General features: G+C 66.5%; 22 protein-coding genes and 1 pseudogene. 6 read left to right on the top strand and 17 right to left on the bottom strand.

The genetic code is table 11. The features are described from left to right. Positions 1–39: 39 nt before the first annotated feature. From virB11 to ACODTW_RS24130, 7 genes are all read right to left on the bottom strand, one after another. The gene (gene virB11 / locus ACODTW_RS24160; protein WP_488948689.1) at positions 40–1056 is read right to left on the bottom strand and encodes a P-type DNA transfer ATPase VirB11; all 1017 of its coding nucleotides are present in this window, start codon (positions 1054–1056) and stop codon (positions 40–42) included. Continuing rightward, on the bottom strand, positions 1053–2141 hold the full coding sequence (locus tag ACODTW_RS24155) for a TrbI/VirB10 family protein (protein ID WP_488948688.1): 1089 nt from the start codon (positions 2139–2141) through the stop codon (positions 1053–1055). The genes virB11 and ACODTW_RS24155 overlap by 4 nt, the downstream gene beginning before the upstream one ends. Next, a complete protein-coding gene (locus ACODTW_RS24150) occupies positions 2141–2890 on the bottom strand; it encodes a TrbG/VirB9 family P-type conjugative transfer protein (protein ID WP_488948687.1) in 750 nt (249 codons plus the stop codon). Before ACODTW_RS24150 ends, ACODTW_RS24155 begins: the two co-directional genes overlap by 1 nt. Then, positions 2887–4077, bottom strand: coding sequence for a TrbL/VirB6 family protein (locus ACODTW_RS24145; RefSeq protein ID WP_488948686.1), 1191 nt, complete (start codon positions 4075–4077; stop codon positions 2887–2889). The genes ACODTW_RS24150 and ACODTW_RS24145 overlap by 4 nt, the downstream gene beginning before the upstream one ends. Then, positions 4074–6470 carry a VirB4 family type IV secretion/conjugal transfer ATPase gene (locus ACODTW_RS24140; RefSeq protein ID WP_488948685.1) on the bottom strand — a complete coding sequence of 799 codons (2397 nt, stop codon included), beginning with the start codon at positions 6468–6470 and terminating at the stop codon, positions 4074–4076. Before ACODTW_RS24140 ends, ACODTW_RS24145 begins: the two co-directional genes overlap by 4 nt. Before the next feature lie 149 nt (positions 6471–6619). Beyond that, a complete protein-coding gene (locus ACODTW_RS24135; RefSeq protein WP_488948684.1) occupies positions 6620–6898 on the bottom strand; it encodes a VirB3 family type IV secretion system protein in 279 nt (92 codons plus the stop codon). Between the two features lie 11 nt (positions 6899–6909). Further along, positions 6910–7227 (bottom strand): TrbC/VirB2 family type IV secretion system protein, encoded by a 318-nt coding sequence (locus ACODTW_RS24130; protein WP_488948683.1) that lies wholly within the window; start codon positions 7225–7227, stop codon positions 6910–6912. 225 nt (positions 7228–7452) lie between these two features. Here ACODTW_RS24130 and ACODTW_RS24125 point away from each other — a divergent pair, with 225 nt between their 5' ends. The 3 genes from ACODTW_RS24125 to ACODTW_RS24115 all read left to right on the top strand — a co-directional run bounded on the left by ACODTW_RS24125 (position 7453) and on the right by ACODTW_RS24115 (position 10985). Continuing rightward, positions 7453–8190 carry a response regulator gene (locus ACODTW_RS24125; RefSeq protein ID WP_488948682.1) on the top strand — a complete coding sequence of 246 codons (738 nt, stop codon included), beginning with the start codon at positions 7453–7455 and terminating at the stop codon, positions 8188–8190. Between the two features lie 194 nt (positions 8191–8384). Next, positions 8385–9281: a dioxygenase family protein gene (locus tag ACODTW_RS24120; protein ID WP_488948681.1), complete on the top strand. Its 897-nt coding sequence runs from the start codon at positions 8385–8387 to the stop codon at positions 9279–9281. A 225-nt stretch (positions 9282–9506) separates the two neighbouring features. After that, complete coding sequence (locus ACODTW_RS24115) at positions 9507–10985, top strand: ATP-binding protein (RefSeq protein ID WP_488948705.1); 1479 nt, start codon at positions 9507–9509, stop codon at positions 10983–10985. A 370-nt stretch (positions 10986–11355) separates the two neighbouring features. Here ACODTW_RS24115 and ACODTW_RS24110 read toward each other — a convergent pair. After that, positions 11356–11574 (bottom strand): annotated as a pseudogene (locus ACODTW_RS24110) (ISNCY family transposase); the annotation flags it as partial. 240 nt (positions 11575–11814) lie between these two features. Beyond that, positions 11815–12378 (bottom strand): MarR family winged helix-turn-helix transcriptional regulator, encoded by a 564-nt coding sequence (locus tag ACODTW_RS24105; protein WP_488948680.1) that lies wholly within the window; start codon positions 12376–12378, stop codon positions 11815–11817. 153 nt (positions 12379–12531) lie between these two features. Between ACODTW_RS24105 and ACODTW_RS24100 the strand changes: the two genes are divergently transcribed. From ACODTW_RS24100 to ACODTW_RS24090, 3 genes are read left to right on the top strand one after another with little or no spacing between them, the layout of a single operon-like run. Then, positions 12532–14823, top strand: a complete 2292-nt coding sequence (locus ACODTW_RS24100; protein ID WP_488948679.1) for a TonB-dependent receptor — start codon at positions 12532–12534, stop codon at positions 14821–14823. Between the two features lie 8 nt (positions 14824–14831). Then, positions 14832–15614: a cyclase family protein gene (locus tag ACODTW_RS24095; RefSeq protein WP_488948678.1), complete on the top strand. Its 783-nt coding sequence runs from the start codon at positions 14832–14834 to the stop codon at positions 15612–15614. After that, a complete protein-coding gene (locus ACODTW_RS24090) occupies positions 15611–16576 on the top strand; it encodes a fumarylacetoacetate hydrolase family protein (protein WP_488948677.1) in 966 nt (321 codons plus the stop codon). The genes ACODTW_RS24095 and ACODTW_RS24090 overlap by 4 nt, the downstream gene beginning before the upstream one ends. Positions 16577–16693: 117 nt before the next feature. On the opposite strand, the gene ACODTW_RS24085 is transcribed toward ACODTW_RS24090, so the two are convergent. The 8 genes from ACODTW_RS24085 to ACODTW_RS24050 form a co-directional block, all read right to left on the bottom strand. Beyond that, on the bottom strand, positions 16694–17050 hold the full coding sequence (locus tag ACODTW_RS24085) for a hypothetical protein (protein WP_488948676.1): 357 nt from the start codon (positions 17048–17050) through the stop codon (positions 16694–16696). Positions 17051–17462: 412 nt separating this feature from the next. Beyond that, entirely contained in the window at positions 17463–18104 is a 642-nt protein-coding gene (locus tag ACODTW_RS24080; protein WP_488948675.1) for a GntR family transcriptional regulator, read from the bottom strand. A 227-nt stretch (positions 18105–18331) separates the two neighbouring features. Then, entirely contained in the window at positions 18332–19207 is an 876-nt protein-coding gene (locus ACODTW_RS24075) for a proline iminopeptidase-family hydrolase (protein ID WP_488948674.1), read from the bottom strand. Positions 19208–19211: 4 nt separating this feature from the next. Beyond that, positions 19212–20039, bottom strand: coding sequence for a carbon-nitrogen hydrolase family protein (locus ACODTW_RS24070; RefSeq protein ID WP_488948673.1), 828 nt, complete (start codon positions 20037–20039; stop codon positions 19212–19214). Between the two features lie 11 nt (positions 20040–20050). Continuing rightward, positions 20051–22003 carry a PepSY domain-containing protein gene (locus ACODTW_RS24065; RefSeq protein WP_488948672.1) on the bottom strand — a complete coding sequence of 651 codons (1953 nt, stop codon included), beginning with the start codon at positions 22001–22003 and terminating at the stop codon, positions 20051–20053. Next, the gene (locus ACODTW_RS24060) at positions 22000–22665 is read right to left on the bottom strand and encodes an RraA family protein (protein WP_488948671.1); all 666 of its coding nucleotides are present in this window, start codon (positions 22663–22665) and stop codon (positions 22000–22002) included. The genes ACODTW_RS24065 and ACODTW_RS24060 overlap by 4 nt, the downstream gene beginning before the upstream one ends. Then, positions 22568–23401, bottom strand: coding sequence for an ethanolamine ammonia-lyase subunit EutC (gene eutC / locus ACODTW_RS24055; RefSeq protein ID WP_488948670.1), 834 nt, complete (start codon positions 23399–23401; stop codon positions 22568–22570). Before eutC ends, ACODTW_RS24060 begins: the two co-directional genes overlap by 98 nt. Next, positions 23398–24795 (bottom strand): ethanolamine ammonia-lyase subunit EutB, encoded by a 1398-nt coding sequence (locus ACODTW_RS24050; RefSeq protein ID WP_488948669.1) that lies wholly within the window; start codon positions 24793–24795, stop codon positions 23398–23400. Before ACODTW_RS24050 ends, eutC begins: the two co-directional genes overlap by 4 nt. Positions 24796–24799 lie beyond the last annotated feature (4 nt).

The following is a 24799-nucleotide window of genomic DNA, read 5'->3' as shown; positions in this document are numbered from 1 at the left end:
GAGGCGGCGATCCGATGGCGGGGCGCCGCCAATGCGTGTTCACATGGACGTGCGGCGGGGTTGATCTTGCTGCTGCGCGGGAAAATCCCGATGCGGGGTATTTGTCGGCCAGATCGCGCTGATCCCGCGCTGGCCTTCCCGCCGGTCCAACTGCACGATCACATCCACGACGCTGCGCGCGTAGGCGATCGTATCCTGGACCGACAGGTTGAAGCCTGTCTGCATCACCATCAGGGCCAGCTGCTGGAGGGCACCCGTCGGGCTGTTGGCATGGATGGTGCTGACGGAGCCAGGATGGCCGGTATTGACGGCGCGCAGGAAGCTGACCGCCTCCTCCCCCCGCAATTCGCCCAGGACGATCCGGTCCGGCCGCAGGCGCAGGGCTGCCTGCAACAGGTCGTTGGCGGTCACCCGCGCCTCCCCCATCTCTCCCTTCACGGCGACAAGGCCCAGGGCGTTGGGGGCGGACAGGCTGATCTCCGGCGTGTCCTCCACCACCACCAGACGTTCCTGTTCGGGCATCTGCCGCAGCAGCGCGTTCAGAAAGGTGGTCTTGCCGGTGGAGGTGCCGCCGCTGACCAGGATGGTGCGCCGGGCCTTGATGGCGGCGGTCAGATAGGCGGCCGGGTCCTGCATCGGGTCACGCCCGCGCCAGCCATCATCCGAGGTGGGCGACAGGGCCGCATAGGCCGACAGCGGCACATCGACCAGCCGGTGACGACGGATGGCCAGTGCCCAGTGTCCGCGCGTGGCCGACGGCGCCACGAACTGCACCCGCGCGCCATCGGGCAGGCGACCCGACAGCAGCGGCTGGTTGCGGTTGATCCCCTGGTTGGACAGGCGGGCCACCTGTTCGGCCAGCCGGCGCAGCAGCTGGTCATCGATACGCGGGTCCTTATGGCGGACCATACCTTCGCCCGCCCGTTCCGCCCAGACCTCACCGGGCCGGTTCACCATGATCTCCGTCACCTGCGCATCGCCCAGCAACGGCTGAAACTGGGCCAGATATTCGGCCAGATAGACGGCCTCATTCAGGATGGCGACACTGGCATTCATGACCGGCCTCCGCTGGTGGAAACAAGGGAGAAGTCCAGGTCGCGGGCCACGAAGACCCGGATGGGCTGGCCCTGGTCGATGCGGATGGTGGGCGGGATCTGGCTGTCGCGCTGGGCCGCCACGCCCGCCGCCGACTGTGATCCCGACAGGACCAGGGCGGCATTGCCGATGGCCGACAGGGCACCGACGACCGACAGCATGGTGGCCGACCCGAACCGTTCCACGAAATGCGTGTCCACATCGCCGGACAGGCCGGACTTGCCATCCTGACTGATGGCGGGTGATGCCAGCGCCACCGATACGCCATCGGGCCGGATCAGGCGGGTCCACAGCACATAAACCCGCTTCTGCCCCGCCTGCAGCCCGGATTTATACTGCCCGATCAGGCGGGAGGTGCGGGGGACCAAAACCCGGCTGCCGTCGAACGACCGCACATCCTGGCTGACCAATGCCCGGACATAGCCGGGAAGGTCGCTGTCGATGGCGGTTTCCAGCACGGCCGGAATGAAAGCACCCTGGGCCACCGTCGTTGATGGCGCGATGGCATGGACGGCACTGGCCGTATCCACCCCGCCATTGCCGACCCGCATGGCAAAGGCTTCATTCTCCGACAGGGTGCCGGGGGCCGCCGGGGCCGCAGCGGTTGCTGTGGGGGCAGCGGGCTCCGGGGCCGGGGCCGCCGTCGGAACGGTGGCCGGCGCCGGGACCGACATGTCGAAGACCATGACGGGGGCGGCCAGACGCTGCGGGTCCGGGGCGCGGACGGGAAGTGCTGCCGGTGCCACCGCCACCGGTGCGGGGGCCGGTGGCGGAACCGGCAAGGCGGCCACCGGTGCCGGCGGGACGGGCGGGGCCGGCAGGGGCGTGGGTTCCGCCACAGGCTGCCGCGCCTGATGCAGGCCCCAGAAGGTCAGACCACCCAGGGCCAGGACACAGGCCATGCCGGCGGCCAGACCCAGACTGCCCCCGCTGCGGCGGTCGGCCACGGTCGGGTAATGGGTGCGGCCGGCCAGGACCAGGGCACCGGTCGACATGGACAGGCGGGGGTCGTCACTGACACGGACGGGGTCGGCTTTGACGCTCATCACTGGGTCCTTTCCGCGGTCTGGGTGACGGGGATCAGGCTGGCCGTGCGCTTGCCATTGCGCAGGGTGATGTGATGCGGCACGCCATCCAGCACGATCAGGTCGTTGCGCAGGGCGTAATTGGCGGGGCCTTCGACGCCGTCCGGACCGGCGACCAGGATGGCCGGCACCTCGGCCCCGGTCTCCCAGCGCAGATAGGTTGAATGGCCGTCATCAAACACCTGGGCGGGCAGCATCTTTTCCGGGCCCGCCTTCTCCCACGCGAAGTTCAGGTCGCCGGGCAGGGGGGCCGGTATCTGCGCGGTTTCCGACGGGGCCTGACCATCGGTGATGTCGGGCGGCGGGGCCGCTGCCACCACGGCAGCCGGCGGGGGCAGGGGCCTGGGATAGCTGAAGCGCATGACATAAAGCGGCCCGCCCTTGCCCGCCGTCGTCAGGTCGAACAGATAGGTGCGACGGTCGGTGACCACCGTCATGTTGGTGCGGCTGTCGGGCAGGATCGGCTTCAGGAACAGCAGGTCGGCGCGCCGGTTGGGCGTGACCTGCCAGCCGGCGCTGTCACCGATGGCCACATTCTCGATCCGCTCCCCCGCCTCAAACTGGATTGTCGTCTGGATGCCGGCGCGGCCGGGCACGGTGACGACGGCAGCCTCGTCATATTCCTTCCAGAGGATGCGGCTGTCGGCAAGGCAGGGCGTGGTGGTCAGCAGGGCCGCCAGCAGCGGCAGGGTCAGCAGACGCTTGGTCATGATCGGGCTCCTTTCACGGACGGGCGGCGGAAACGCTGGCCCAGGCCCGTGGCGTGGCGGCTATGCAGCGCGGCGGCGGGGTTCTGACGGGCGGCACCGCCCGGCGGGATCAGACCACCCGGCGGCGCCATGGCGGCGACACGGGGGCCGGTCTGAAAGGAATTCCGGGTCAGCAGGGCCGCACCCGACAGGGCGGCGGCGGCGCTGCTCTGGGCGTTGGCGCTTACGCGGGCAGCAGCGGGGGGCGGGGCGGGGGCCAGGGTGGCACTGGCGCGGGCGGACCCTGCCTGACCGCGCACGGCGTCGGGCTGTCCATGCAGGTTCAACCGCCAGCCCGCCGTCAGCGCCGCCGCCATCCGCAGAACCAGCAGCATCAGCAGGCTGAACACACCGGCACCCAGCAGCACCGACACGGCCAGTTCCGGCGTCGGGGTCCCGCCCGCCATGGAAAGGTCCGACAGCATGGGCGCAATCAGGGCCAAGGCGCCGGTCCCCACCAGAACGGTCAGCAGCGGCACGATGGCAAACAGGCTGGCGGCGCGCAGCCAGCCTTCGAACAGGCCGCTGGTCGCCCGGAACAGGGCCAGCACAATGAAGACCGGCCCCAGCGCCAGCAGGGCCGCCAGCGCGATCTTGGAGGCCACCAGCACGCCCACCGTGCCGAACAGCAGCAGCAGCGACGCGATCCATAGCAGGTCCGCCGGGCGCATGCCGGCCAGCAGGGTGGGCTTTTCCCCGCCGGCCACCGCCGTTTGCCTTGCGGCGTCCAGAACCAGCTGGAACAGCTGATCCAGACGGTCGGCGAACAGCGAGGGGGCGGACCCGCGCGTACCGGCCAGCAGCGAGGCCAGATGGTCGGGCGCGCCCACCAGCAGGTTCCACACCACCTGATGATAGGCCGCCCAGGAGGTGGCGAAACAAAGCACCAGGCCCAGCCCCATCATGCGCGGGGTCAGGCTGGACAGGCCCACACCCGTCCGGCCCGTCAGCATCCGCAGCGCCATCAGGGCGACATAGAGGGTCAGCAGCAGGGTCAGCGCCTGGCCCAACGCGCCATCGGGACCCAGCAGGGTGGAGAACGCCTTTTCCGTGGTCTGGGCGGCCAGGCAGTCGACGGCGCGCAACGCACCGGCGACGCCGCCCTGGCCATCCAGGCTGGAAAATCCGGGGCAAGCTGGGGTCGTCATTCCGCCGCCAGCCTTTCCACACCCGGCAGGTCCGTGGCACCGGGCCAGGGCGTGCCCGTCAGGCGGGGGTACCAGCGGGCAGGATCATCGCCCGTGCTGGCGCGGATCATGTCCAGGCGGCGGACATTCGCCTCCCGCCCCGACAGGACCAGCAGCATGTCGTTCATGCCGCCAAGGTCCAGGCGCGGCACGATGGAATGGTTGGCATGGCGGACCAGGAAGCAGCGCCCATGCGCCGGCAATCCCCGGATCAGGTCCAGTTCATGCGCCGACAGGCCGAACCCGGCACAGTAATCATCGTCGCGCGCCTTGGGATTGGGCATGAAGATCATGGTGGATGTCTGTTCGACGATGGCGCTGGCGATGCGGCTGTCCAGTGCGTCACGCGCCGACTGGGTGGCGAAGCCGACAATGGCGTTGCGCTTGCGCAGGGTTTTCAGCCAGTCACGGATGCGGGCGGCAAAAACGGGATCGTCCAGCGCCTTCCAGCCCTCATCGATCAGGATCATCGACGGATCGCCGTCCAGGCGCTCGTCAATGCGGTGGAACAGATACATCATGGCGGGCGTGCGCAGGGCCGGCACATCCAGCAGCGCCGTCATGTCGAAGCCCAGGACACGCGCCTCCAGATCCAGCCGGTCGTCGGCATTGTCGAACAGCCAGGCATGTTCGCCGCCACCGATCCAGGGCGACAGACGGCTGGCCAGGTCGCCCGGGCTGGGCCGGGTGGCGCCCGACAGCAGTTCCCGGAAATAGCGCAGGCGGCGCAGATGCGGGGCATGGTCGAAGCAGGCATCGACGGCGTCGGCAATCGCCGCCTCTTCCTCCGGCCCGTCCGCCTTCAGGAGGCAGGCCAGCCACAGGCGCAGGAAGGCGCGGTTGACCGGGCTGTCGGGCAGCTGCAGCGGGTTCATGCCGGACGGTTCCCCCGGCAGCAGGCGGCTGTAATGGCCGCCGATCCCGCGCAGGAAAATCTCGGCCCCGCGGTCCTTGTCAAAGAAGATGGTGCGCGGCTTGAACTTCTGCGCCTGGGCGGCCAGGAAGTTCAGCACCACCGTCTTGCCCGACCCCGACGGGCCGATGATGGTGAAATTGCCCAGATCGCCTTCATGGAAGTTGAAGAAATAGGGCGTGGCGCTTGTCGTCTCGAACATCGCCACGGCATCGCCCCAATGGTTGCCGTCGGCACTGCCCAGGGGGAAGCCGTGCAGCGAGAGAAATCCAGCGGCATTGGCCGTGGAGATCAGGGCGCGGCGGACCAGGAAGCGCTCATTGCCTGGGAACTGCCCCCAAAACAGCGGCTCCAGATTCACATCCTCGCGTACCGCAATGGCCCCGATATCCGACAGGGCGGCGCCGGCCAGGGCGATGGCGTCATCCAGCGCTGTCAGGTCATCGGCCCGCACCAGCAGACCCAGATGATGATCCCCGAACCCGACCTGCCCCGCCGACAGCGCATCACGCGCGGCCAGCATCTCCGCCCGCTCGGTCACCGTCTCCTCATCCGTCGCGCGGTGGCGGCGCAGCGCCAGATCCATGCGTTCGCGCGCCGTCTGCCGGTCCACCGGAGCGAAGCTTTCCGTCAGGGTCAGTTCGACGGGCAGGCGCAGGATATTGTCCAGCAGGCCCGCACGGGTAGCGTCGGGATAGTCCTTCACCGACAGGCCGGCGGCCACCTGCCGGCCCTGCGGGCCTGCCAGTTCCAGCGCATCGACACCGAAGCTGACGCGGGAATAGGGGATGTGGCGGCCGATATCGGTGCCCTGGGGCGGCAGCAGCACGGGCCGCATCTCCCCATTATAGAGCGCCGACAGCAGTTCCAGCATTTCCGAGCACGGCCCATGGGCGGTGTCATAGGTACCCAGCGCACGGGCGCCATAGGGTTCCAGACCCGCCAGCAGGGCCGTCACGGCGGCATCCAGGGCACGGCGTTCCGCGTCCAGACGCTGGGCCGACCGGCCGCGCGACAGGATACGGTCCAGCAGCCCCGCCTTGCCGCGCGCCGGGCGGCGCAGGATGGTCAGGAACTGTTCATTGATGAACAGCCGGCGGTCGGACAGCCGCTCCTGCCAGCGCCGGTCGATCAGGCCGGCCAGCGGGCTGTCGAAACTGGCCGTCAGTTCCGGCTGGATGCGGCGGCGGATGACATGGTGATAGACCACATGCCGCGCATCCAGGGCGGACCGCAGCATCACCTCGCGCACCGCCAGCCGGTGGTTCAGCGCCTCTGAATCCTCCGTTTCAAACGGCAGACCCGCGATATGGATAGTGCGCAGCAGCGAGCCGTCGCGCAGCAGCAGGCAGCCATCCGCCAGCAATGCCTTGTAGGGCAGCCGGTCCCCGGCGCTGGCTTCACGGCCGGCCCAGGAAGCGGGACCTTTCCATGTCGGCATGGGTTTTCTCCGTCGGGATAAAGGGGAATACCAATCTGCTGAAGGCCTTTCCTTCGGCAGATTGGAGGCTGGCGACTGCCAGCCCGGCGCCCATGCGTCAAAAGCCAAGCCGCCGGATGGCGGCGCACGGCGTCTGAGGGCGCGCGCACTCACGCCCCATAGGAATTGCAGCGCCAGCGCTTCCAGTTGGCGACACGCGGGCAGGTGGTGACCTTGGTCAGCCACAGGTCGAAAATGCGGGGTTCGCGCAGGCAGGCCAGATATCCGGCGGCATGGATGGCCAGGGCGATCGGCAGGGCCAGGAAGGACCGCGTGACCAGGAACGCCTCCGTCGTCACCAGCAGGTTGATGACGAAGAAATTATAGGTCACGCCGGCAAACATCTGTGGCCTTGTCAGGGCGCGGAACACGGGGGCACGGTTCAGCATCGGCAACCCCTTCAGCGCGCGACGGATGTCGTCGCCTGAATGCCCGACACGATGGCCCCGGCCCCGAACAGGATGAAACAGCCCAGCACCACGGTCGCCCCGAAGCGCCAGTTCATCCGGCCGGTCAGCATCAGGAAGCCCACCGCCGCTACCGCCATCACGGCAATTGTCGTGGCGACATTGCCCATCAGGGTTCCCTGCATCCAGGACAGGGCGGCAACAATGGGACCGGCCCCCTTGGGATCGCTGCCGGCATTCTGTGCCAGGGCCGCAGGGGCCGTCAGCAGCAGGGGCGCCAGCGCCGCCAGGGTTCGTTTCAGGACACGCATGCTTTTCTCCCTTGGTATGGCTCAGGACCGGGACCAAGGGATAGGGGACGGGCTTTGCCGGCATATGTCGGGACGATGGAAGCCCGCGCCATGTTGTGTCAGGCGCATTGCAGCAGGGGGCAAAACGGTTCGCCCGCTGCAACATGCTGCAACAATCCGACATGGGGCGGAGATTTTCAGCTCGTACAGAGAAGGTCACGACGCCATAATCGGAATATGGACCTGATGACCCGCATATTGATCGTGGATGATGATCCGGGCCTGCGCGGCCTGATCTCCACCTTCCTGGACCGGCACGGCTACCGGACAGACACGGCCGGCAATCCGCCTGAAATGCGGGCCAAGCTGGCCGCCGAAACCTACGACCTGATCGTCCTGGACGTGATGATGCCGCAGGAGGACGGGCTGACGGCGCTGAAGGGGCTGGTGGCCGGCGGCGGCCCGCCCGTGATCATGCTCTCGGCCGTGGGTGGCGATGTCGACCGCATCGTCGGCCTGGAAATGGGGGCGGAGGATTACATGGAGAAGCCATGCAATCCGCGCGAATTGCTGGCCCGTATCCGCACCGTCCTGCGCCGCAGCCGGGGTGCCGCCGCTGTTCCGGAGCCTGTGCCGGCCGCCACCGCAGCCCCACCACCCGCGCAGGATAACTGGATCGGCTTCGCCGGCTGGCGCATGCAGCCCGACAGCCGCATGGTCTCGGCCCCATCGGGCCAGGATGTCACCCTGTCGGACGCAGAGTTCCGCCTGCTGCGCGCGCTGGTCGACCATCCGCGCCGCGTGCTGACCCGCGACCAGTTGCTGGATTTCGCGCATGGCGAAAGTGCCGATCATTTCGACCGTGCCATCGACGTGCAGATCAGCCGCCTGCGCCGCAAGCTGGCGGCCGCCGATGACAGTGCCGAACTGATCCGCACCGTCCGCAATGAGGGCTATATGTTCGTGCCCGCCGTCACGCGATAGGGATTGCGGCATTCCCGCCACACCCCGGCAGCATCGCAAAACGGATCGCCGACATAATTTTTCAGGCGACATATTATGTCGGGGCCAGGCAGGCCTGTGACATATGCCTGACATTTCCGGGCAACATCGACCTTTCATCCCTTGAACCGCGAACGGCGGTGCCCCCGTCGGACACCCCCGAAACGGAGATAGAGATGAGCGAACAGCATATCGAAGATCATGACCGTGGTCTGCTCTTCGACCTGGAAACCCTGAACGCCAAGATCCTGGAACGCCGCCGCGCCCTGTCGCTGCTGGGCGGTGCGGGTCTGGTGGCGCTGCTGACCGGCTGCGGCGGCGGTGGCGGGTCGGACAGCACCAGCACGACCACGACGACCGGCACGACCACGACGGGGAGCACCGGGAGCACGGGAAGCACAGGCGGCACGAGCACGGGCGGTTCCTGTGTGGACTATGCCACCGAGACCAATGGCCCCTATCCCGCCGATGGCACCAACACTTCCAGCGGTTCCACCTCCAATGTGCTGACCTCATCCGGTGTCATCCGTTCCGACATCCGGTCCAGCTTCATCAGTTCCACGACCCAGGCTACGGGCGTGCCGTTCACGCTGACCATCACCTTGCAGAACGCCACAGGCTGCACGCCCTTGTCGGGCTATGCGATCTATATCTGGCACTGCAACAATACCGGCCAGTATTCGCTCTATGATCTGCCGACCGAAAGCTATCTGCGTGGCGTGCAGATCTCCGACAGCAATGGCCAGGTGACATTCACCACCATCGTGCCCGGCTGCTATGATGGTCGTTATCCGCACATCCATTTCGAAGTGTTCACCAGCCAGGCCGCAGCGACATCGGGAACCGGCCGCACGGCGGCGCTGATCTCGCAATTCGCCGTCCCGGGCGATGTCTGTTCCACGGTCTATGCGGCTGGCGGCTATGGCACCAGCGCCAATGCGCTCAGCCGTATCTCCCTGTCCAGCGACAATGTCTTCGGCGACAACACCGCAGCGCAGATTGCGGCGCAGACCATCGCCATGACCGGCAGTGTCAGTGCCGGTTATACGGGCACGGTGACGGTCGGCGTCTGATGCCATCGGTCATGAATGATGACCGATGGTACGGCGGCGACTGCCGCCGCGCGGCCCGTGCCGCATGCCCGCGCCAACGGATGTTGGCGCCGGCGATTGAGGGGCGGGAAAGATTGACCATCGGGCAAGATTTCCCGCCGCTGGCATGATGCCGGGGGCTGGCGGCGTGCCCTCTTCGCAAGGGCGGGCCGCCAGCCTATCCTGTTGCTGACTTCCTGGCAGAAGGTGGCTGCGCTGTTCACGATTCCCAACCCTCTGGCCGGCCGGCCCCTGTTCGTGCGCATCTTCATGCTGATGCTGGCGGGTGTGCTGCTGGCCCAGGCGCTGAATTTCCTGCTGCTGCTGGCCTCTCCCATGCCACCGCCCACCCAGCATATGCTGGCCGGCGTGGCGGAAAGCCTGCGATCGGGTATCGCCGCACCGGGGTTCGAGGTCACGACCACCAGCAAGGCGCCGCCCAATGCCGGCCCGGCCGAAAGGCTGCGCGCCAACCGGCGCTGGCTGGTGCAGGCGCTGGGAGAGCATGAAAGTCTGATCCGCCTGGAACTGCGCGGACCCGGCGATGGCGATAGGCGGGGGCCGGGACCACGCGACTTCTCCGACAACCCGGAGGGCAGGCGGCCCCCGCCCCCCCAGAATGATCGGCCACCCCCACCGGACGGGCGCTTCAAGGGCCCGCCGCCCGGGGACGGGCAGGGAGGGCCAAGGCCCGGAGACGGACCGGGCGGTCCCATGGAACGCGACGATGCCATCATGGGCGATTTCGCCGCCGCCCTGAAGCTGCCCAGCGGTGAATGGCGCATCGTGCAGCCGGCCGGCGGCGGCCTGCGGGGCTGGTATCTGCGCATGCTCTACTGGCTGATCGCCGGCCTGGGGGTCGTGGTGCCCCTGGCCTGGTGGCTGGCCCGCTGGCTGGCGGGACCCATTGCCATGTTCGCCCGCGCCGCCGAGCAGCTTGGACGCGACCCCGGCGCTCCCGCCCTGACCACCAGCGTCGGCCCCCCGGAAGTGCGCGCCGCCGCCGCGGCTTTCAACCAGATGCAGGAAAGGCTGCGCCGTTACGTGGAAGACCGAACCATGATGGTCGCGGCAATCGCCCATGATCTGCGCACGCCGCTGGCCCGGCTGGCCTTCCGGCTGGAGGAAGCGCCCGATGCCGTTCGCGAAGCCGCAGCCAGCGATATCGCGGAAATGCGGGAAATGATTGCGGCCACGCTCTCCTTCGTAAAGGACCTGTCACAGCCCGTGGCACGCAGCACCATCGACCTGCGGGCCCTGATACAGCACCTGACCCAGGCCAGCCGCCAGATGGGGGAACCCGTCAGCGACGGACCCATGCAGCCGGCCTGGATCGAGGGGGACCCGTCCGGCGTCGCCCGCATGCTGGACAACCTGATCGGCAACGCCGTCACCTATGGCCGTTCGGCATTGGTATGTCTGACCATGGAGAAGGACAGCGCCGTGATCGAGGTGCTGGACGAAGGACCGGGCATTCCCGCCCCCTTGCTGGAACGCGTGTTCGAGCCGTTTTTCCGGCTGGAACCATCCCGCAGCCGCCACACGGGTGGGATGGGTCTGGGCCTGGCCAGCGCGCGCGCCGTTGCACGGGCCCATGGCGGCGACCTGACACTCAGCAACCGCCCGGAAGGCGGCTTGCGCGCAAAGGTTATCCTGCCCGCCAGCAGCGTCGCCACAGGAAGATAATTCACGGCCTGCTGCGGCGACCAGCCCGCATGCAGCTTCGCCACCACATGTGCCAGAAGCGCCGGATGCCGCAGCAACGTCAAATGCGCCCGCTCCACCCGACCCTTCACCTGCGGGGAATGGGCGCAGAGGATGGTGATCTCCAGGTCCCGCAAGGCCCGCCCGAACTGGATCAGACCATCGCTGCGTTTGCCCTCGCCCGGCCGGTTAAAGCCAGGTTGCGGTGAGTGGAACTCACCACAACCTGGTTGGCGCGGTACGAGCGCCCGCGCGCCCATGCGCGCGTGAGCCAAGCCGCCGGATGGCGGCGCCCGGCGCATGAGGGCTGCATGGATCAGGACCGTAGGTTCTGAACCATGCAAATAGGTACAACCCGGAAAATGCCATGTCGGTCGCTGTAAAAGGCCACCGGCCGGCCATAGGCAGCAATGTAATCCCGCGTCGCCTGCATATAGGCCAGCGTGCTCTCCGATGGCACAAATTTCAGATGCATCAGCCGGCTGGTCGCATCATCCACAAACACCAGCAGTGTGCAGGGCGGCCCCCGATCCTCCAGCCACGGATGCTCGCTGCCGCGTTCTCGGATGATGATCGCTGCGCCCCTGGCTGCCGGCCCTGTGGTTCATCCTGCGGTCCGACAAGGGCATCTCCTCCACTTGGCTGGCCGAAATCATCGGGGTGAGCCAGCCGACGGCATGGCGGACGGGGCATGGCTGCCCCTCTGGTGGTTCGTGACCATATGCTGGGTAGCGTCATCCACCGCAGGCCCATCTGATGAGCGATGAATGGAAGGCCGTCGTGCCGGCCCGCACTTTCATAAGCAGCTGCCCTATTCCCCGATCTCTGCCTGTGAGAGAAGAATATCCTCGCCGAACAGCAGCTTCTGTAGAAGTTCGATCAGCTTCGCGTGATCCGCCGATCCCAGCCGTGCCACCAGCGTCGCTTCCAGCTCGTCATGGATCGCGTGAAGGCGGACCAGAAATTCCCGCCCCGTCGGCGTCAGGACAAGGGCTTTGGCCCTGCGATCAACGGGGTCCGCCTCCCGGGTGACATAGCCGCGATCGACCAATTCATCGACCCGCTTGACCAGATTGGTCTGCAAGATGCCCAGGGCCGATCCGATATCGGACAGACGGCAGGCACCGTTGGCTTCCAGCAGCGCCAGAATGGAATAGAGGTTGGGCGTCAGATCCACCTCGGCAAAGCGCTGCACGAAGCCGCGATGGATATATTGCCGCGCCATGCTGATCAGAAAGCCCAGGGTGCGGTCCAGCTGTGCAGGGCGCAATGCCTCGACCCGGGCCGGCGGCTCCTCGCTGCCAGCACTTTTGTCCAGCCCGTCCATGCATTCCTCCCACAGCACCGCTGCTTCTTCGATAGCGTCCCTGCCCATGCCGGACAAGCCCTCATGCCTTCATCATCTCTTTCGGATTTTATTGACACTGAATTATAATGATATATTATCATCATTTAGCTGGCGATCAAATGACCGGCAACAAGGGAGGATATGATGAAAGGCTTTTCACCGCGCCCTACGCGGCGGCGGATGGGTTTCTGCGCCACAACGGGTTTGGCCCTGGCGGCCCTGACCCTGCCGGCCCTGGCACAGGATAATGCCGGCGCGATGGAGGAGATCATCGTCACCGCGCAGAAGCGGCGGGAAAGCATCCAGGATGTGCCGGTGGCCGTCTCTGCGCTGACCGGGGAAAGCCTGGCCGAAAACAATGTCCGCACGCTGGAGGATCTCTCGGCGTCGGTGCCGGGCTTCACTGTCGCGGCCAATGTCAATTACGGCTCCGCGCCCATGTCGATCCGTGGCGTCGGCGGGGCCAATGGCGGCGGCAATGTCTTTGCCGATGAACCCGTGGCCACCTATGTCGATGATGCCTTTGTCGGCCGTTTGCGCATGTCCACCGCCGATCTTGTCGATATTGGATCGGTGGAGGTGCTGCGCGGACCGCAGGGCACCCTTTATGGCCGCAATTCCACCGCAGGCGCGGTCCTGCTGCGCTCCGCCGCGCCGACGGAAGGGACAGAAGCCTATCTGAACAGTTCCTATGCCAGCTTTGATGAGAAGAAGCTGGCGGGTGCCGTTTCCGGTGCCTTGAATGACGATGCCACGGTGCAGGCCCGCGCTGCCTTTGGCTGGTCCGACCGCGACGGCTGGGCCAAGAACAGTCTGGGCGGCCATATTGGTGGCGGCGACAGCTTCACAGGCCGCCTCTATCTGCGCGCGCTGCCGACAGAGGGGCTGCAGGTCGATCTGATTGGCGAATATATCAGCTCTCATATCGAGGCCGCGACAATTGCCATTGCCGACGTCTCTGCCTTTCGTGACGCAACATCGAACCCGACTGGCACCAACCTTGTCTATCCCTACACGCTGCGTCCGGGCCTTGATGGGCTGGTGGACAACAATCGCTTTGCCCAGAATGTCCCCACCTATTCCGACGTCACCGGGCGCAATGCAACGCTGAAACTGGAATGGGACCTGGATACGGTTGTCTTCAACAGTATCTCGAACTATCGGGAATGGGACCTGAAGGGCTATCAGGACAGCGATGGTACAGCCATCGACCCACCGACGCCGGCCTTTGTAACCGGCGATGTGCCCAATATCGGGGACAATGACGGGCACCTGATCGACAGCCAATGGTCGCAGGAACTGCGCCTGTCATCGGGTGCCGGTTCCGCGCTCGACTGGATTCTGGGCGCGTTTCTCTATCACGAGGATAACCGCATCGACCCGATCCGCATCCGCAACTGGCTGGCGGGACCAGGCGGGGCGGGAACGCAGGTCACCTTCGATGCCCGGCAGAAGACGGACAGCTGGGCATTGTTCGCCGATGCCTCCTACGACCTCACCCCCGAGCTGACGGTGAAACTGGGCGCACGGTACAGCCGCGAAGAGAAGGATTTCACCAATAACCAGACCGTCGTTACACTGAACCAGTTCGATCCGCCCGGCCCCACCTTCTTTGCCGCCGGAGCGACGCTGGCCGCCCCGCCACGTTTCACAACCTCGGAAAGCTGGAACAATTTCTCCCCCCGCGCAGTGCTGCAATACCAGTTCACCGACAAGGTGATGGCCTATGGCAGCTACTCGAAAGGCTTTAAAAGTGGCGGCTTCAACGCGTTTGGCCTGAATGCCGCCTTCAAGCCCGAAACCATTGACGCATTCGAGGGCGGGGTGAAGTCCACCCTGCTGGATGGCGCCGCGCGCCTTAACCTGGCAGCCTTCCACTATGATTACCGCAACCTACAGGTTCGTACGCCTGTGCCAACCGGTGGCGTGGGCATCGAGACGGCGGATGCCGCAACCTCCAGAGGGTTCGAGATCGAAAGCGTCTGGTACCCGGCGGACGGGCTGCGCCTGGACGCCAACATCGCCTATCTGGACGCCCGGTTTGACAAAGGGTCCGTCTCGTCCGTGCAGGTGGCCAGTTTCATTTTCGGTACCAATCCGCCGGTGGTGAAGGAAGATATCAGCGGCAACCGCCTGACCCGTGCCCCGAAATGGCAGTTCAGCCTGGCCGCGCGTCAGGATTGGGATCTGGATGTCGGTAGCCTGTCCGCACAGGTCGGCTATCGCTATCAGAGCAGTGTTTTCTTCCTGGAAACACAACAGAACAAGCCGACCTATCGTGGCGATGGCTGGAGCACATGGGATGCGCGTATTGCGCTGAAGCCCGGCGACAGCAACTGGGAACTGGCTGCCTTCGTGCAGAACATCACAGACGAGCGCCATTTCTCCCAGGTGACTTCCTTCTTCGGCTTGCCCAACGGCGCCCTGAATGAGCCGCGCAAGATCGGCGTCCAGATGAACTGGAAATATTGAGGAACGACATGCGCCCCCGCTTCATTGATCTGTCGATCCCCATCGACAACGACATCGTTACCGACCCGCCGCCGCTACGGCCAAAGATCGCCTATCAGACCCATGGGGAGACGGCGGGGGACATCGCCGCCTTCTTCCCCGGCCTGTCCCCGTCCGATTTGCCGGATGGGGAGGGGTGGGCCGTGGAGGACATCACACTCACCACCCACAGCGGCACGCACATGGATGCCCCCTGGCATTACCATTCCACCGCAGGCGGCAAACCGGCTCCCACCATCGACCAGACACCATTAGACTGGTGCTACCGGCCCGGCGTGAAGCTGGATTTCCGCCACCTGCCGGACGGGCATGTGGTGACTGCCGCCGAGGTTGAGGCCGAACTGGTCCGCATCGGGCATGAATTGCAGCCCTTGGACATCGTCCTGATCAACACCGCCGCTGCCGCCGCCTATGGCGGTCCAAACTATGTCGACAGCGGCTGTGGCATGGGGCGGGAGGCAACCTTGTACTTGACCAGCCGTGGGGTACGGGTTGTCGGCACCGACGCCTGGTCCTGGGATGCACCCTTCAGCCACACGGCCCGGCGCTTCGCACAGAACGGTGACCCTTCGATCATCTGGGAGGGGCACAAGGCCGGGCGCGAAACCGGCTATTTCCAGATGGAGAAGCTGCATAATCTGGAAGCCCTGCCGGCCCATGGCTTCGACGTCATCTGCTTTCCCGTGAAGATCACCCGCGCCAGCGCCGGCTGGTGCCGGGCGGTCGCCCTGTTGATGGAACGAACGCCATGAAGCTCGCCACCCAGCGCGATGGCACGAACGAGGGCCGGCTGCTGGTTGTCAGCCGCGACCTCTCCCGCGCCGTGGATGCCAGCAGCATTGCCTTGACAATGCTGGAGGCCCTCAGAAACTGGGATGAGGTTGAAGCACCTTTGCGCCAGCTGTCAGATGCGTTGGAGGCAGGAAAGGTCGGCGAACCGTTCGATCCAGTTCACACCATGGCCCCCTTGCCCCACGCACCACAATGGCTGGACGGGTCCTGCTTCCTGAACCACGGGCGGTTGATGGCAAAGGCATTCAAGCTGGACCGCGCGGTCGATGCCGAAATTCCTCTGGTCTATCAGGGTGCCTCCGACGATTTCCTGGGCCCACATGATGACAGCCCCCTGCCAAGCGAGGCGGATGGCATTGATTTCGAGGGGGAATTCGCGGTCGTCACGGGACCGGTCCCGATGGGCACCCGCGCGACCGATGCGGGTCAGCATATCCGGTTGATCACGATGCTGAATGATATCAGCCTGCGTGCCTATGGGCCCCGGGAGATGCAGGGTGGCTTCGGCTTCATACAGGCCAAGCCCAGCACGGCCTTCGCCCCCGTTGCCGTCACGCCGGACGAGTTGGGCGCCTGCTGGCGCGACGGGCGGGTGCATCTGCCCCTGCATGTCGAATGGAACGGGAAGTGGTTCGGCCATCCCGATGGCGGGGAGATGGATTTCAGCTTCCATCACCTGATTGAGCATGTCAGCCGGACACGCAAACTATCCGCCGGTACCATCATCGGATCGGGCACCATCTCCAACGCCAATCCCGGCGTCGGGTCGGCCTGCATCGCGGAACGGCGGGCCATTGAGATGATCGACGGGCAGCCGCTGACACCCTACATGCGCTTCGGCGACCGGGTGCGGATGACTGCCCTGCTACCGGATGGTACCGCGCCGTTCGGGGTGATCGACCAGAGCATGGTCGCCGGTTGACAGGGTCGGCGGGTTCACGCTGAAGTGCGACGAGGTGGATTTTCCTGATGTCCGGTTCGTGGGATAGCTGCAAGCTTGTTGGCGAAAGCTTCTGCGGGCGTCAGCCATCCCAGGCGCTTACGGGACGGGTCGTTCATCCTGGGGGGCCGCCATCCGTTGGCGTTCTCGATCCCGCCCTTCTGCCAGGGGCTGTGCAGATCGCAGAATCAGTTGGGCATGGTCAAATGACCGCCAGGCCCCGACGAACTCCATACCTCGGTCGAAGGTGATGCTGCGCCGAGTGGGGTGGGGCAGGGGGGCCAAGGCGTCGGTGATGCGGGACATGACGCCGGTGGAGCACCGATCCTCGTTGCCCGGCAACAGCAGATATCGGGTCTGCCGTTCCTGCAATGTAGTGACATTGGCCTTGCCGAGCTTGCGCGCAAAGATCACCAGATCCGCCTCCCGATGGCCGAACTGGCTGCGATCACCCACTTGGGGTCCGGGTTGAACCGCAGGAATAAGGGCGGCGATGAAGGCTGGCGGTGCATCCTCCGCCGGCAGCAACTCACGGCTGACGGCGCGGATCACGCTATATGCAACCAAACTGCCGTTCGCCCCTGGCTGCCGGCCCTGTGGTTCATCCTGCGGTCCGACAAGGGCATCTCCTCCACCCGGCTGGCCGAAATCACCGGGGTGAGCCAGCCGACGGCATGGCGGACGGGGCAAAGGAGAACAGCGCACGACCAAGACCCCAGCCAGGGTCGTTGCCCAGAGTCCCACCGGATCGGACCCTTGACCACCGGCCGGTGACGCCATGGCCTGCGTTGTTGCCGAACGAAATCCTATTGTGAGCGAATATCAAGACAAGTGGATGAAACCCATCGTGGATTCGGCAGAAAGGCGATCAGCCTTCTCGCCACCGGTTCAGGTGACGTTCGATGCTCTGGACCAGTCCGTCGGCGTTGCGGGCGCGGATCATATCCACCATCTCCGCATGATCGCGGTTGGAGCGCTGGATGGCCGATGTGGCCCGCCAACCGCGCACGCCAGGCAACCCACGGTGCCGCAGCGCCTTGATCTCCTCCATCAGCACGCGGTTGCCGCAGATGGCGTAGAGCCGGTCATGGAATCTGGCGTTCAGCGCGCGCAGCAGGGGGAGATCCGCTTCCCCCATATTGGCATCGAATTCCGCGACGATCTGATCCAGTTCGACGACATCGTCATCCGTCGCCCGCTCCACCACACGCCGGGCAGCAGCAACCTCCAGCACGGTGCGCGCCTCGATCAATTCCTCCCGGTCCTGCTGCGACAGGTTGGCGACGCGGTAGCCCCGGTTGGGCACATGTTCCAGCAATTGTCGCGTCTTAAGGTCGAGAAGGGCCATTCTGACATCGAAACGATGGGCATTGTAACTCGTTTCGATATCGGTCTGCTTCAACCATTCCCCCGGCCGAAAAACCCCGCCCAGCAGATCCGCTTCCAGCCGACTGACAAGATTGGCGGGCTCCGGCTGCTTTTCACGCGGGTTGTCGGCGGTTGTTGCCATGGTTGTGGTAGCCAATTTGTTATCGGATTTGTGCACAACATATTAGCAGACCGCTGCTTCAATCGCCAAGGGTCGGTTGTCGTGGCCCCCCTTCGTTCCCGCCTTTGAGCCGGCATCCAGGCAAGCCGGGCCCCAGCGCCTTCCATGGTGCAAGACAGCCGGCTGCGACGGTGACGGCCTGCCGGGCTGTCACCATACACAAGGGATGCGACCGCCCATGGGCATCGTCAGGCCGGAGCGGAGGCCAGGAACCCCTCCAGGTCGGCAAAATACGCGTCCGGTTCTTCGTAGAACGGCATGTGGGAGCTGTTTTCGAAGATACGGATACGGCTGTCGGGCAAGGCCATGTGCATGCGGAGCGAACAGGCGGGTGTCAGCTCGTCATGCTTGCCGGCCAGGACAAGGCAGGGAACCTTGATGCCTCCCATGGCAGGCACGCGGTTCCAGTCCTTCATATTGCCGGTATAGGTGAATTCATTGGGCCCCTGCATGGTGACATAGGGCCCCATGTTCCAGTCGGCCAGCGACGCCGTCAGCGGTTCCGGCCAGGTACGCAGCCGGCAGACATGGCGATGGTTCAGCAAGGTGACCGCCGCCTGATATTCCGGATGGTCCAGGGTTCCCGCCGCCTCATGCGCCACCATCATGGTCACCGTTTCCGACCCCAGGGCCAGACGCAGGCGGTTCAGTTCGCTTACCAGATGCGGGATGTCGCAGGCCCCGTCGGCGATGATGTAGGACCGCACGGCGTCAGGATATGTGAGGCAATATTCGGTGCCAAGCCAGGTGCCCCAGGAATGGCCCAGGAAATCCACCGGCCCCAGATCCAGCGCGCGGCGGACCTGCTCGGCCTCTTCGACATAGCGTTCCAGCGTCCACAGGCCGGGATCGGTGGGCCGGTCGCTGGCGCCGCAGCCCAGCTGGTCCCAGCCCACGATGCGATAGCCCTTTTCCGCCAGCCGCAGATGCGGTTCACGCAAATAACGGTTGGGCAGGCCAGGGCCCCCATTGGCCAGGAAAAGGGTGCGGTCCCCCTCGCCATGGAGATAGGCCACGACCTCGTGGCCTTCGCGCAGGGTGATGCGGCGGGTGATGGTCTGCATGGGATCAGGCTCCGATCCGAAACGGATTGTTGGTGACGGGCGACGGGATGGCGGCGCGGAAGGCGGCGACCTGATCCAGGTCCAGGCTGGCCGACAGCACGCCGGGTTCATCGCCCAGCCGGCCCAGCACCCGGCCCCAGGGATCGATGATCAGGCTGTGGCCATAAGACCGGCGACCGGGGTAATTGTCCCCGCATTGGGCCGGGGCCAGCACGAAACAGCCGGTTTCGATGGCGCGGGCGCGCAGCAGCACCTCCCAATGCAGGGGGCCGGTCATGGAGCTGAAAGCGGCGGGCACGGTAATGACCTGCGCCCCGGTCTGTGCCAGTGCGCGGTGCAGGTGCGGGAAACGCACGTCATAGCAAATGGCCATGCCGATCCGGGCACCATCCGGCCCATCCGCCACCACAGCCTGATCGCCGGGGCGGTAGAAGTCGCTTTCCCGGAAGCGTGACCCGTCGGGCAGGTCGACATCGAACAGGTGGATCTTGTCATAGCGGGCCTTGATGGTGCCGTCCGGGCCGATCAGGGCGGACCGGTTGGCCATGCGCCCCTCTGGCAGCTTCACCGACACCGACCCGGCCAGCAGCCAGACCGACAATTCCCGCGCCAGATGCGACAGGAGGATCAGGGCCGGATGGTCTTTCTCCGGCAGGGCATAATCGCTGAGAGCCGCGAAGGACGGGTTCAGATAGTCAAACGCTTCGGGCAGACAGATCAGTTTTGCGCCCCCCGCCGCCGCCTGACGGATCAGCGGCGCGATGGCGGCCAGATTATGCTGCGGATCGGATGTCGCGGTGCTTTGCACACAGGCGACGGGAAGGGGGGGCATCGCGGGCTCCTTCAGCATGGCAAGGACAGGTGCAATTCACCGCCCTCATCGGCGGCACGGGAACAGCAGGCGGTCATGCGCCCGGCCGTTCGTTCTTCGGGGGACAGGATGCTGTCACGGTGATCCACCGCGCCGGACTGCACGGTCACCACGCATTGTCCGCACAGGCCCCGGCGGCAGGAATGGGGAAGGGGGATGCCTTCGGCCAGCAGCCGGTCCAGCAGGCTTTCCCCGGCCGCCACAGCGATGATCTTCCCGTCCAGAAGGGCGGTGAAGGCGGGACCGGTGGGGGTGGCGGGGGCGAAAGCTTCCCAATGCAGCCGGTCGGGCGACCAGCCCAGGGCGCGGGCCGCCTCCAGCGCCGCCTGCATGAAGGCGTCGGGACCGCAGGTATAAAGATGCGTGCCGGGGGGCTGCGCCGCCAGTAGGGCGGCGAGGTCGATGCGCCCGTCGGTGGCGCTGTCATGCCAGCGGACGAAGGGGGCCAGCGGCGTGGCGGCGATCGCTGCTGCCAAGGGCCGGGCCGCCCGATCGCGGGCACAGACCAGCAAGGTGAAGGGCCGCCCCTGTTCCCACAGGGTCCAGGCCATGGACAGAAGCGGTGTGATGCCGATGCCGCCGGCCAGCAGCAGAACCGGGCCATCCCCCGCCAGCAGCGGAAAATGCGCGCGGGGCCGGCCCAGGCGCAGGGTCGCGCCCGCGCCCAGATGCTTATGAATCCAGGCCGACCCGCCCGCCGACACATCCGACAGGCGCACCGCGATCTGCCAGGACAGGCGCCGGCCCGGCCGGCCGCACAGGCTGTATTGCCGGACCAGACCGTTGGGCAGATGCACATCCACATGGTCCCCGGCCCCGAAGCGGGGCAGCGGCAGGCCGAAACGCTGGCGCAGCGTGATGTGCAGCACACCGGTGCCGTCGCGCGACAAGGCCGCAACCCGCATCGGCACTGTCCCCGGCTCCCGCCGCCGAGACCAGAGATACAGGCCCGTCACCAGGAAACCCGGCAGGGACAGGCCGGCCAGCAGCATCAGGATGGTGCCTGCCGGTCCCAGCAGGCTGCCCGTATGCAGTGGATAGAACAGGTCCATGAACCGGTCGGCCACGGTTCGCGCCCCCGCGCGGCGGGTCCCCAGCAGGGTGCCGTCATAACCGTCGTACCAGAACTGTTCATAATCCGGGCTGTCGGCGCGGCCCCGCATGACCATCACCACCCGTCCATGCCCGCCGGGAAGGCGGATGCTGCTGGGGATCGCTTCGGCCGTCGTTTCCAGGATGGTGGAAAAGGGCAGTAGGGTCGCATCCGGGCGCACTGCGACCTGGGGCGACGGGCGCGGGGTGACGGGCAGCGCCGCCGTCACGGTCGGGTTCCAGGCCATGCCGATGCCGGTCAGAGACAGCAGCGCCAGGACGGGGACCAGATACAGACCGGCCGCCCGATGCAGGTCACGCCAGCGGCGCAGGGGAGCGCCCGGCCAGCCGGGGCGGAACAGTGCGCGCCACCCGTCCCGCCGGCCGGCCCGCAGCAGCATCCACAGGCCCGTCAGGCACAGCGCCAGCAGCGCCACGCCGATCCAGCCCACGACCTGCTGACCCGTGGTGCCGGCGGCCAGCCGATAATGGAACTGGAACAGCCATTCCATCGGCCAGTCATTCAGCGGCGCCAGGCGCAGCACCCGGCCACCGCCCGCCGTCGCCATGAAAGGGGCGCCGTTACAGGACAGGTGGAAGAACAGCGGGTCTGTGGCAAGGTCGGGCAGGTCGATACGGCTGATGGTGCAGCCGGTGGCACGCACGGCATCGACATTGGCATCCAGGGCTGGTGCGGATGGGACGAAGGCATCGGGGTGCAGCAGGTGGTTCAACGGCTGCCGGAACAGCAGCAGCACGCCACCCAGCCCCTGGGCCGCGATGAACAGTCCCAGGAACAGCCCGATCCAGCGATGCCAGCCCCGCAAGGTCATGCCGCACCCGCCCGCCGGATCAGGTCGGATGCCCCGGAAATATCGGCCAGCCTTTCACCGGCCGCCAGCCGGGCCAGCACCTGCTTTTCCCGCTCCTGAAGGCCGATGGCGCGGTCGGCGGCGGCCTCTGCCTGATCGGGGGGCAGAACGATGGCCCCGCTTTCATCGGCCAGGATCAGGTCGCCGGGTTGGATGGCCACCCCGCCCACGCTGACCGGCACATTCATGGCGCTGTCCAGGGGCAGGAACTTCGTGGTCAGGGCCGATGGCCCCCGGCACCAGACGGGCAGCCCGGCCCTGATGATCTCCCCGAAATCGGTGGCGGGGCCGTCGATGATGATGCCGGCGATGCCGGCCAGCCGCGCCGCGTTCGTCGTCACCCCGCCCCAGCAGGCATGGCGCGTGTCCCCGCAGCGGTCGATGACCAGCACGTCACCGGCGCGCGCGCTGCTGACGGCATGGTGCAGCAGGGTGCTGTCGGGACCGGCAATGCGCACCGTCACGGCCGGTCCCGCGATGCGGGCCCAGGGCAGGACCAGACGGATGGCGGGATCGATGAAGCCGTCATGGCGGAAATGGCCCACCGTCGCCGTCTCCACCTGCAACAGCTTGTCCAGCAACAGGCCGGGCGGGATCGGGGGCATGGGATTGATGGTGAACATGGGGCCTGTCCTTGGTGGGGGTGGCATCCTTCAGCGCGATGCCGGTGGCGCCGATCCGCCGACCCTCCATCAGCAGCCAGGCCAGCCTTTCCCCGGCCTGGGCGATGGAAAGCCCGTGCGGCGGGCGGATGTTGGAAACACAGTTGCGTTCGCTGTCCATCCGGCCGGGCCGGGGATCGATGGTCAGATAGGCGCCCAGACTGTCGGCCGCCGACAGGCCCGGCCGTTCCCCGATCAGCATCAGGGCAAAGCGGGCACCCATGGCGGCGGCGATGGCATCGCCCAGCGCCACGCGCGCCTGATGCGCCAGCACCAGTGGGGCCAGGGACCATCCCGGCAGCCGGCGGCGAAGGTCGAGCGCCAGGGCGGCCCCATGCGCCTGGGCCGCGCGGGCCGACAGCCCGTCGCCGATGATGATCGACAGGTGGAACGGACCGGGCGGCAGGCAGGCTGCCGCACCATCGGCCAGGGTTCGGCCCAGATCGGGCCGGCGCAGATAGATGGCACGGTCGGGGGCCTGGCTGTGGACCGTGAAAGCCGGCCAGTCCGCCATCTGTGCCGCCATCGCATCGGTGTCCAGCGGCGTCCAGACGGCATCGCGGGCGCGGGCATGGCCCAGGTCGAAGGACAGGCAGGCGCGGGTGGGCATGCCATGGCCGGCGCGTCCCAGACCGATCCGCGCCTGGGTGGCGGCCCGCAGCCGGGCCAGCGGGTCGTCGGCGGGTAACTGGCTCATGGCGTCAGGAACCTCTGGTCGGCGATGGCGCGGGCCAGCGGCAGGGTGGCAAGGTCGGGCGGGGCCACGCGCCCACGCGGGTCCAGCATGCCCATGGCGGCCAGCCAGGCTTCGAATTCCGGCGCGGGGCGGGCGTTCAGCACATCGCGGACATACAGCGCGTCATGGAACGACGTGCTCTGATAATTCAGCATGATATCGTCGGCGCCCGGCACACCGATGACAAAGGAGACCCCCGCCACGCCCAGCAGGGTCAGCAGATTGTCCATGTCATTCTGGTCGGCCTCGGCATGGTTGGTGTAGCAGACATCCACCCCCATCGGCAGGCCCAGCAGCTTGCCCGTGAAATGATCCTCCAGGCCGGCCCGCAGGATCTGCCGCCCGTCATAGAGATATTCCGGGCCGATGAAGCCGACGACGGAGTTGACCAGCAGCGGCCTGAAGGCCCGCGCCACCGCCTGGGCCCGAACCTCCAGTGTCTGCTGATCGACGCCATGGTGGGCGCCGGCGGACAGGGCACTGCCCTGGCCGGTTTCGAAATACATCACATCATGGCCGATGCTGCCGCGGTTCAGCGACAGGGCGGCGGCCTGTGCTTGCGCCAGCAACGCCAGGTCGATGCCGAAACCGCGATTGGCCCCTTCGGTGCCCGCCACCGACTGAAACACCAGATCGACGGGGGCGCCGCGTTCGATGGCCTGCAGCGAATTGGTGACATGGGTCAGCACGCAGCTTTGCGTGGGAATGGCATAGCGCAGGCGCAGATCGTCGATCAGGCGCAGCAGCGTCACCGCGCCGTCCACATTGTCGGTGGCCGGGTTGATGCCGATGACGGCATCGCCGCAACCATGCAGCAACCCGTCCAGGATGGAGGCGGCGATGCCTGCCGGATCGTCGGTCGGGTGGTTGGGCTGCAGGCGGACCGCCAGCCGGCCGCGCAGGCCGATGGAGGTGCGGAAACGGCTCACCACACGGGTCTTGCGCGCCACGGCAACCAGATCCTGGTTGCGCATCAGCTTCGACACCGCGGCCACCATTTCCGCCGTCAGGCCGGGGGCCAGGGCCGAAAGCTGTCGCGTCCGCACCTTGTCATCCAGCAGCCAGTCGCGAAATTCCCCCACGGTCAGGCTGGAAACGGCGGCGAAGGCGGCCGGATCGTGGCCGTCGATGATCAGGCGCGTGACCTCGTCCCCCTCATACGGGACCAGGGCCTCCGTCAGGAAGGTCTTCAGCGGCAGGTCGGCCAGGATGTGGCGGGCGGCCACCCGCGCTTCCTCGCTTGCCGCGGCGATGCCGGCCAACTGGTCACCGGATCGCAGCGGCGTGGCCGCCGCCATCAGCGCCTTCAGGTCGGGGAAGCGGTGCCGGATGCCCGCCAGGTCGATCCGGTACATGGGC

This window comes from Niveispirillum sp. FG148, assembly GCF_057809655.1.
This window is presented reverse-complemented; position numbering and strand designations above follow the sequence as displayed.

Coding starts and splice junctions, on each gene's coding strand:
- eutC (WP_488948670.1), bottom strand. CDS start 23,401: ATGAGCCAGTTACCCGCCGACGACCCGCTGGCCCGGCTGCGGGCCGCC.
- ACODTW_RS24120 (WP_488948681.1), top strand. CDS start 8,385: ATGAGCGAACAGCATATCGAAGATCATGACCGTGGTCTGCTCTTCGAC.
- ACODTW_RS24105 (WP_488948680.1), bottom strand. CDS start 12,378: ATGGGCAGGGACGCTATCGAAGAAGCAGCGGTGCTGTGGGAGGAATGC.
- ACODTW_RS24130 (WP_488948683.1), bottom strand. CDS start 7,227: ATGCGTGTCCTGAAACGAACCCTGGCGGCGCTGGCGCCCCTGCTGCTG.
- ACODTW_RS24145 (WP_488948686.1), bottom strand. CDS start 4,077: ATGACGACCCCAGCTTGCCCCGGATTTTCCAGCCTGGATGGCCAGGGC.
- ACODTW_RS24065 (WP_488948672.1), bottom strand. CDS start 22,003: ATGACCTTGCGGGGCTGGCATCGCTGGATCGGGCTGTTCCTGGGACTG.
- ACODTW_RS24070 (WP_488948673.1), bottom strand. CDS start 20,039: ATGCCCCCCCTTCCCGTCGCCTGTGTGCAAAGCACCGCGACATCCGAT.
- ACODTW_RS24155 (WP_488948688.1), bottom strand. CDS start 2,141: ATGAGCGTCAAAGCCGACCCCGTCCGTGTCAGTGACGACCCCCGCCTG.
- ACODTW_RS24125 (WP_488948682.1), top strand. CDS start 7,453: ATGACCCGCATATTGATCGTGGATGATGATCCGGGCCTGCGCGGCCTG.
- ACODTW_RS24050 (WP_488948669.1), bottom strand. CDS start 24,795: ATGTACCGGATCGACCTGGCGGGCATCCGGCACCGCTTCCCCGACCTG.
- ACODTW_RS24135 (WP_488948684.1), bottom strand. CDS start 6,898: ATGCTGAACCGTGCCCCCGTGTTCCGCGCCCTGACAAGGCCACAGATG.
- ACODTW_RS24090 (WP_488948677.1), top strand. CDS start 15,611: ATGAAGCTCGCCACCCAGCGCGATGGCACGAACGAGGGCCGGCTGCTG.
- ACODTW_RS24100 (WP_488948679.1), top strand. CDS start 12,532: ATGGGTTTCTGCGCCACAACGGGTTTGGCCCTGGCGGCCCTGACCCTG.
- ACODTW_RS24095 (WP_488948678.1), top strand. CDS start 14,832: ATGCGCCCCCGCTTCATTGATCTGTCGATCCCCATCGACAACGACATC.
- ACODTW_RS24060 (WP_488948671.1), bottom strand. CDS start 22,665: ATGTTCACCATCAATCCCATGCCCCCGATCCCGCCCGGCCTGTTGCTG.
- ACODTW_RS24080 (WP_488948675.1), bottom strand. CDS start 18,104: ATGGCAACAACCGCCGACAACCCGCGTGAAAAGCAGCCGGAGCCCGCC.
- virB11 (WP_488948689.1), bottom strand. CDS start 1,056: ATGAATGCCAGTGTCGCCATCCTGAATGAGGCCGTCTATCTGGCCGAA.
- ACODTW_RS24140 (WP_488948685.1), bottom strand. CDS start 6,470: ATGCCGACATGGAAAGGTCCCGCTTCCTGGGCCGGCCGTGAAGCCAGC.
- ACODTW_RS24075 (WP_488948674.1), bottom strand. CDS start 19,207: ATGCAGACCATCACCCGCCGCATCACCCTGCGCGAAGGCCACGAGGTC.
- ACODTW_RS24150 (WP_488948687.1), bottom strand. CDS start 2,890: ATGACCAAGCGTCTGCTGACCCTGCCGCTGCTGGCGGCCCTGCTGACC.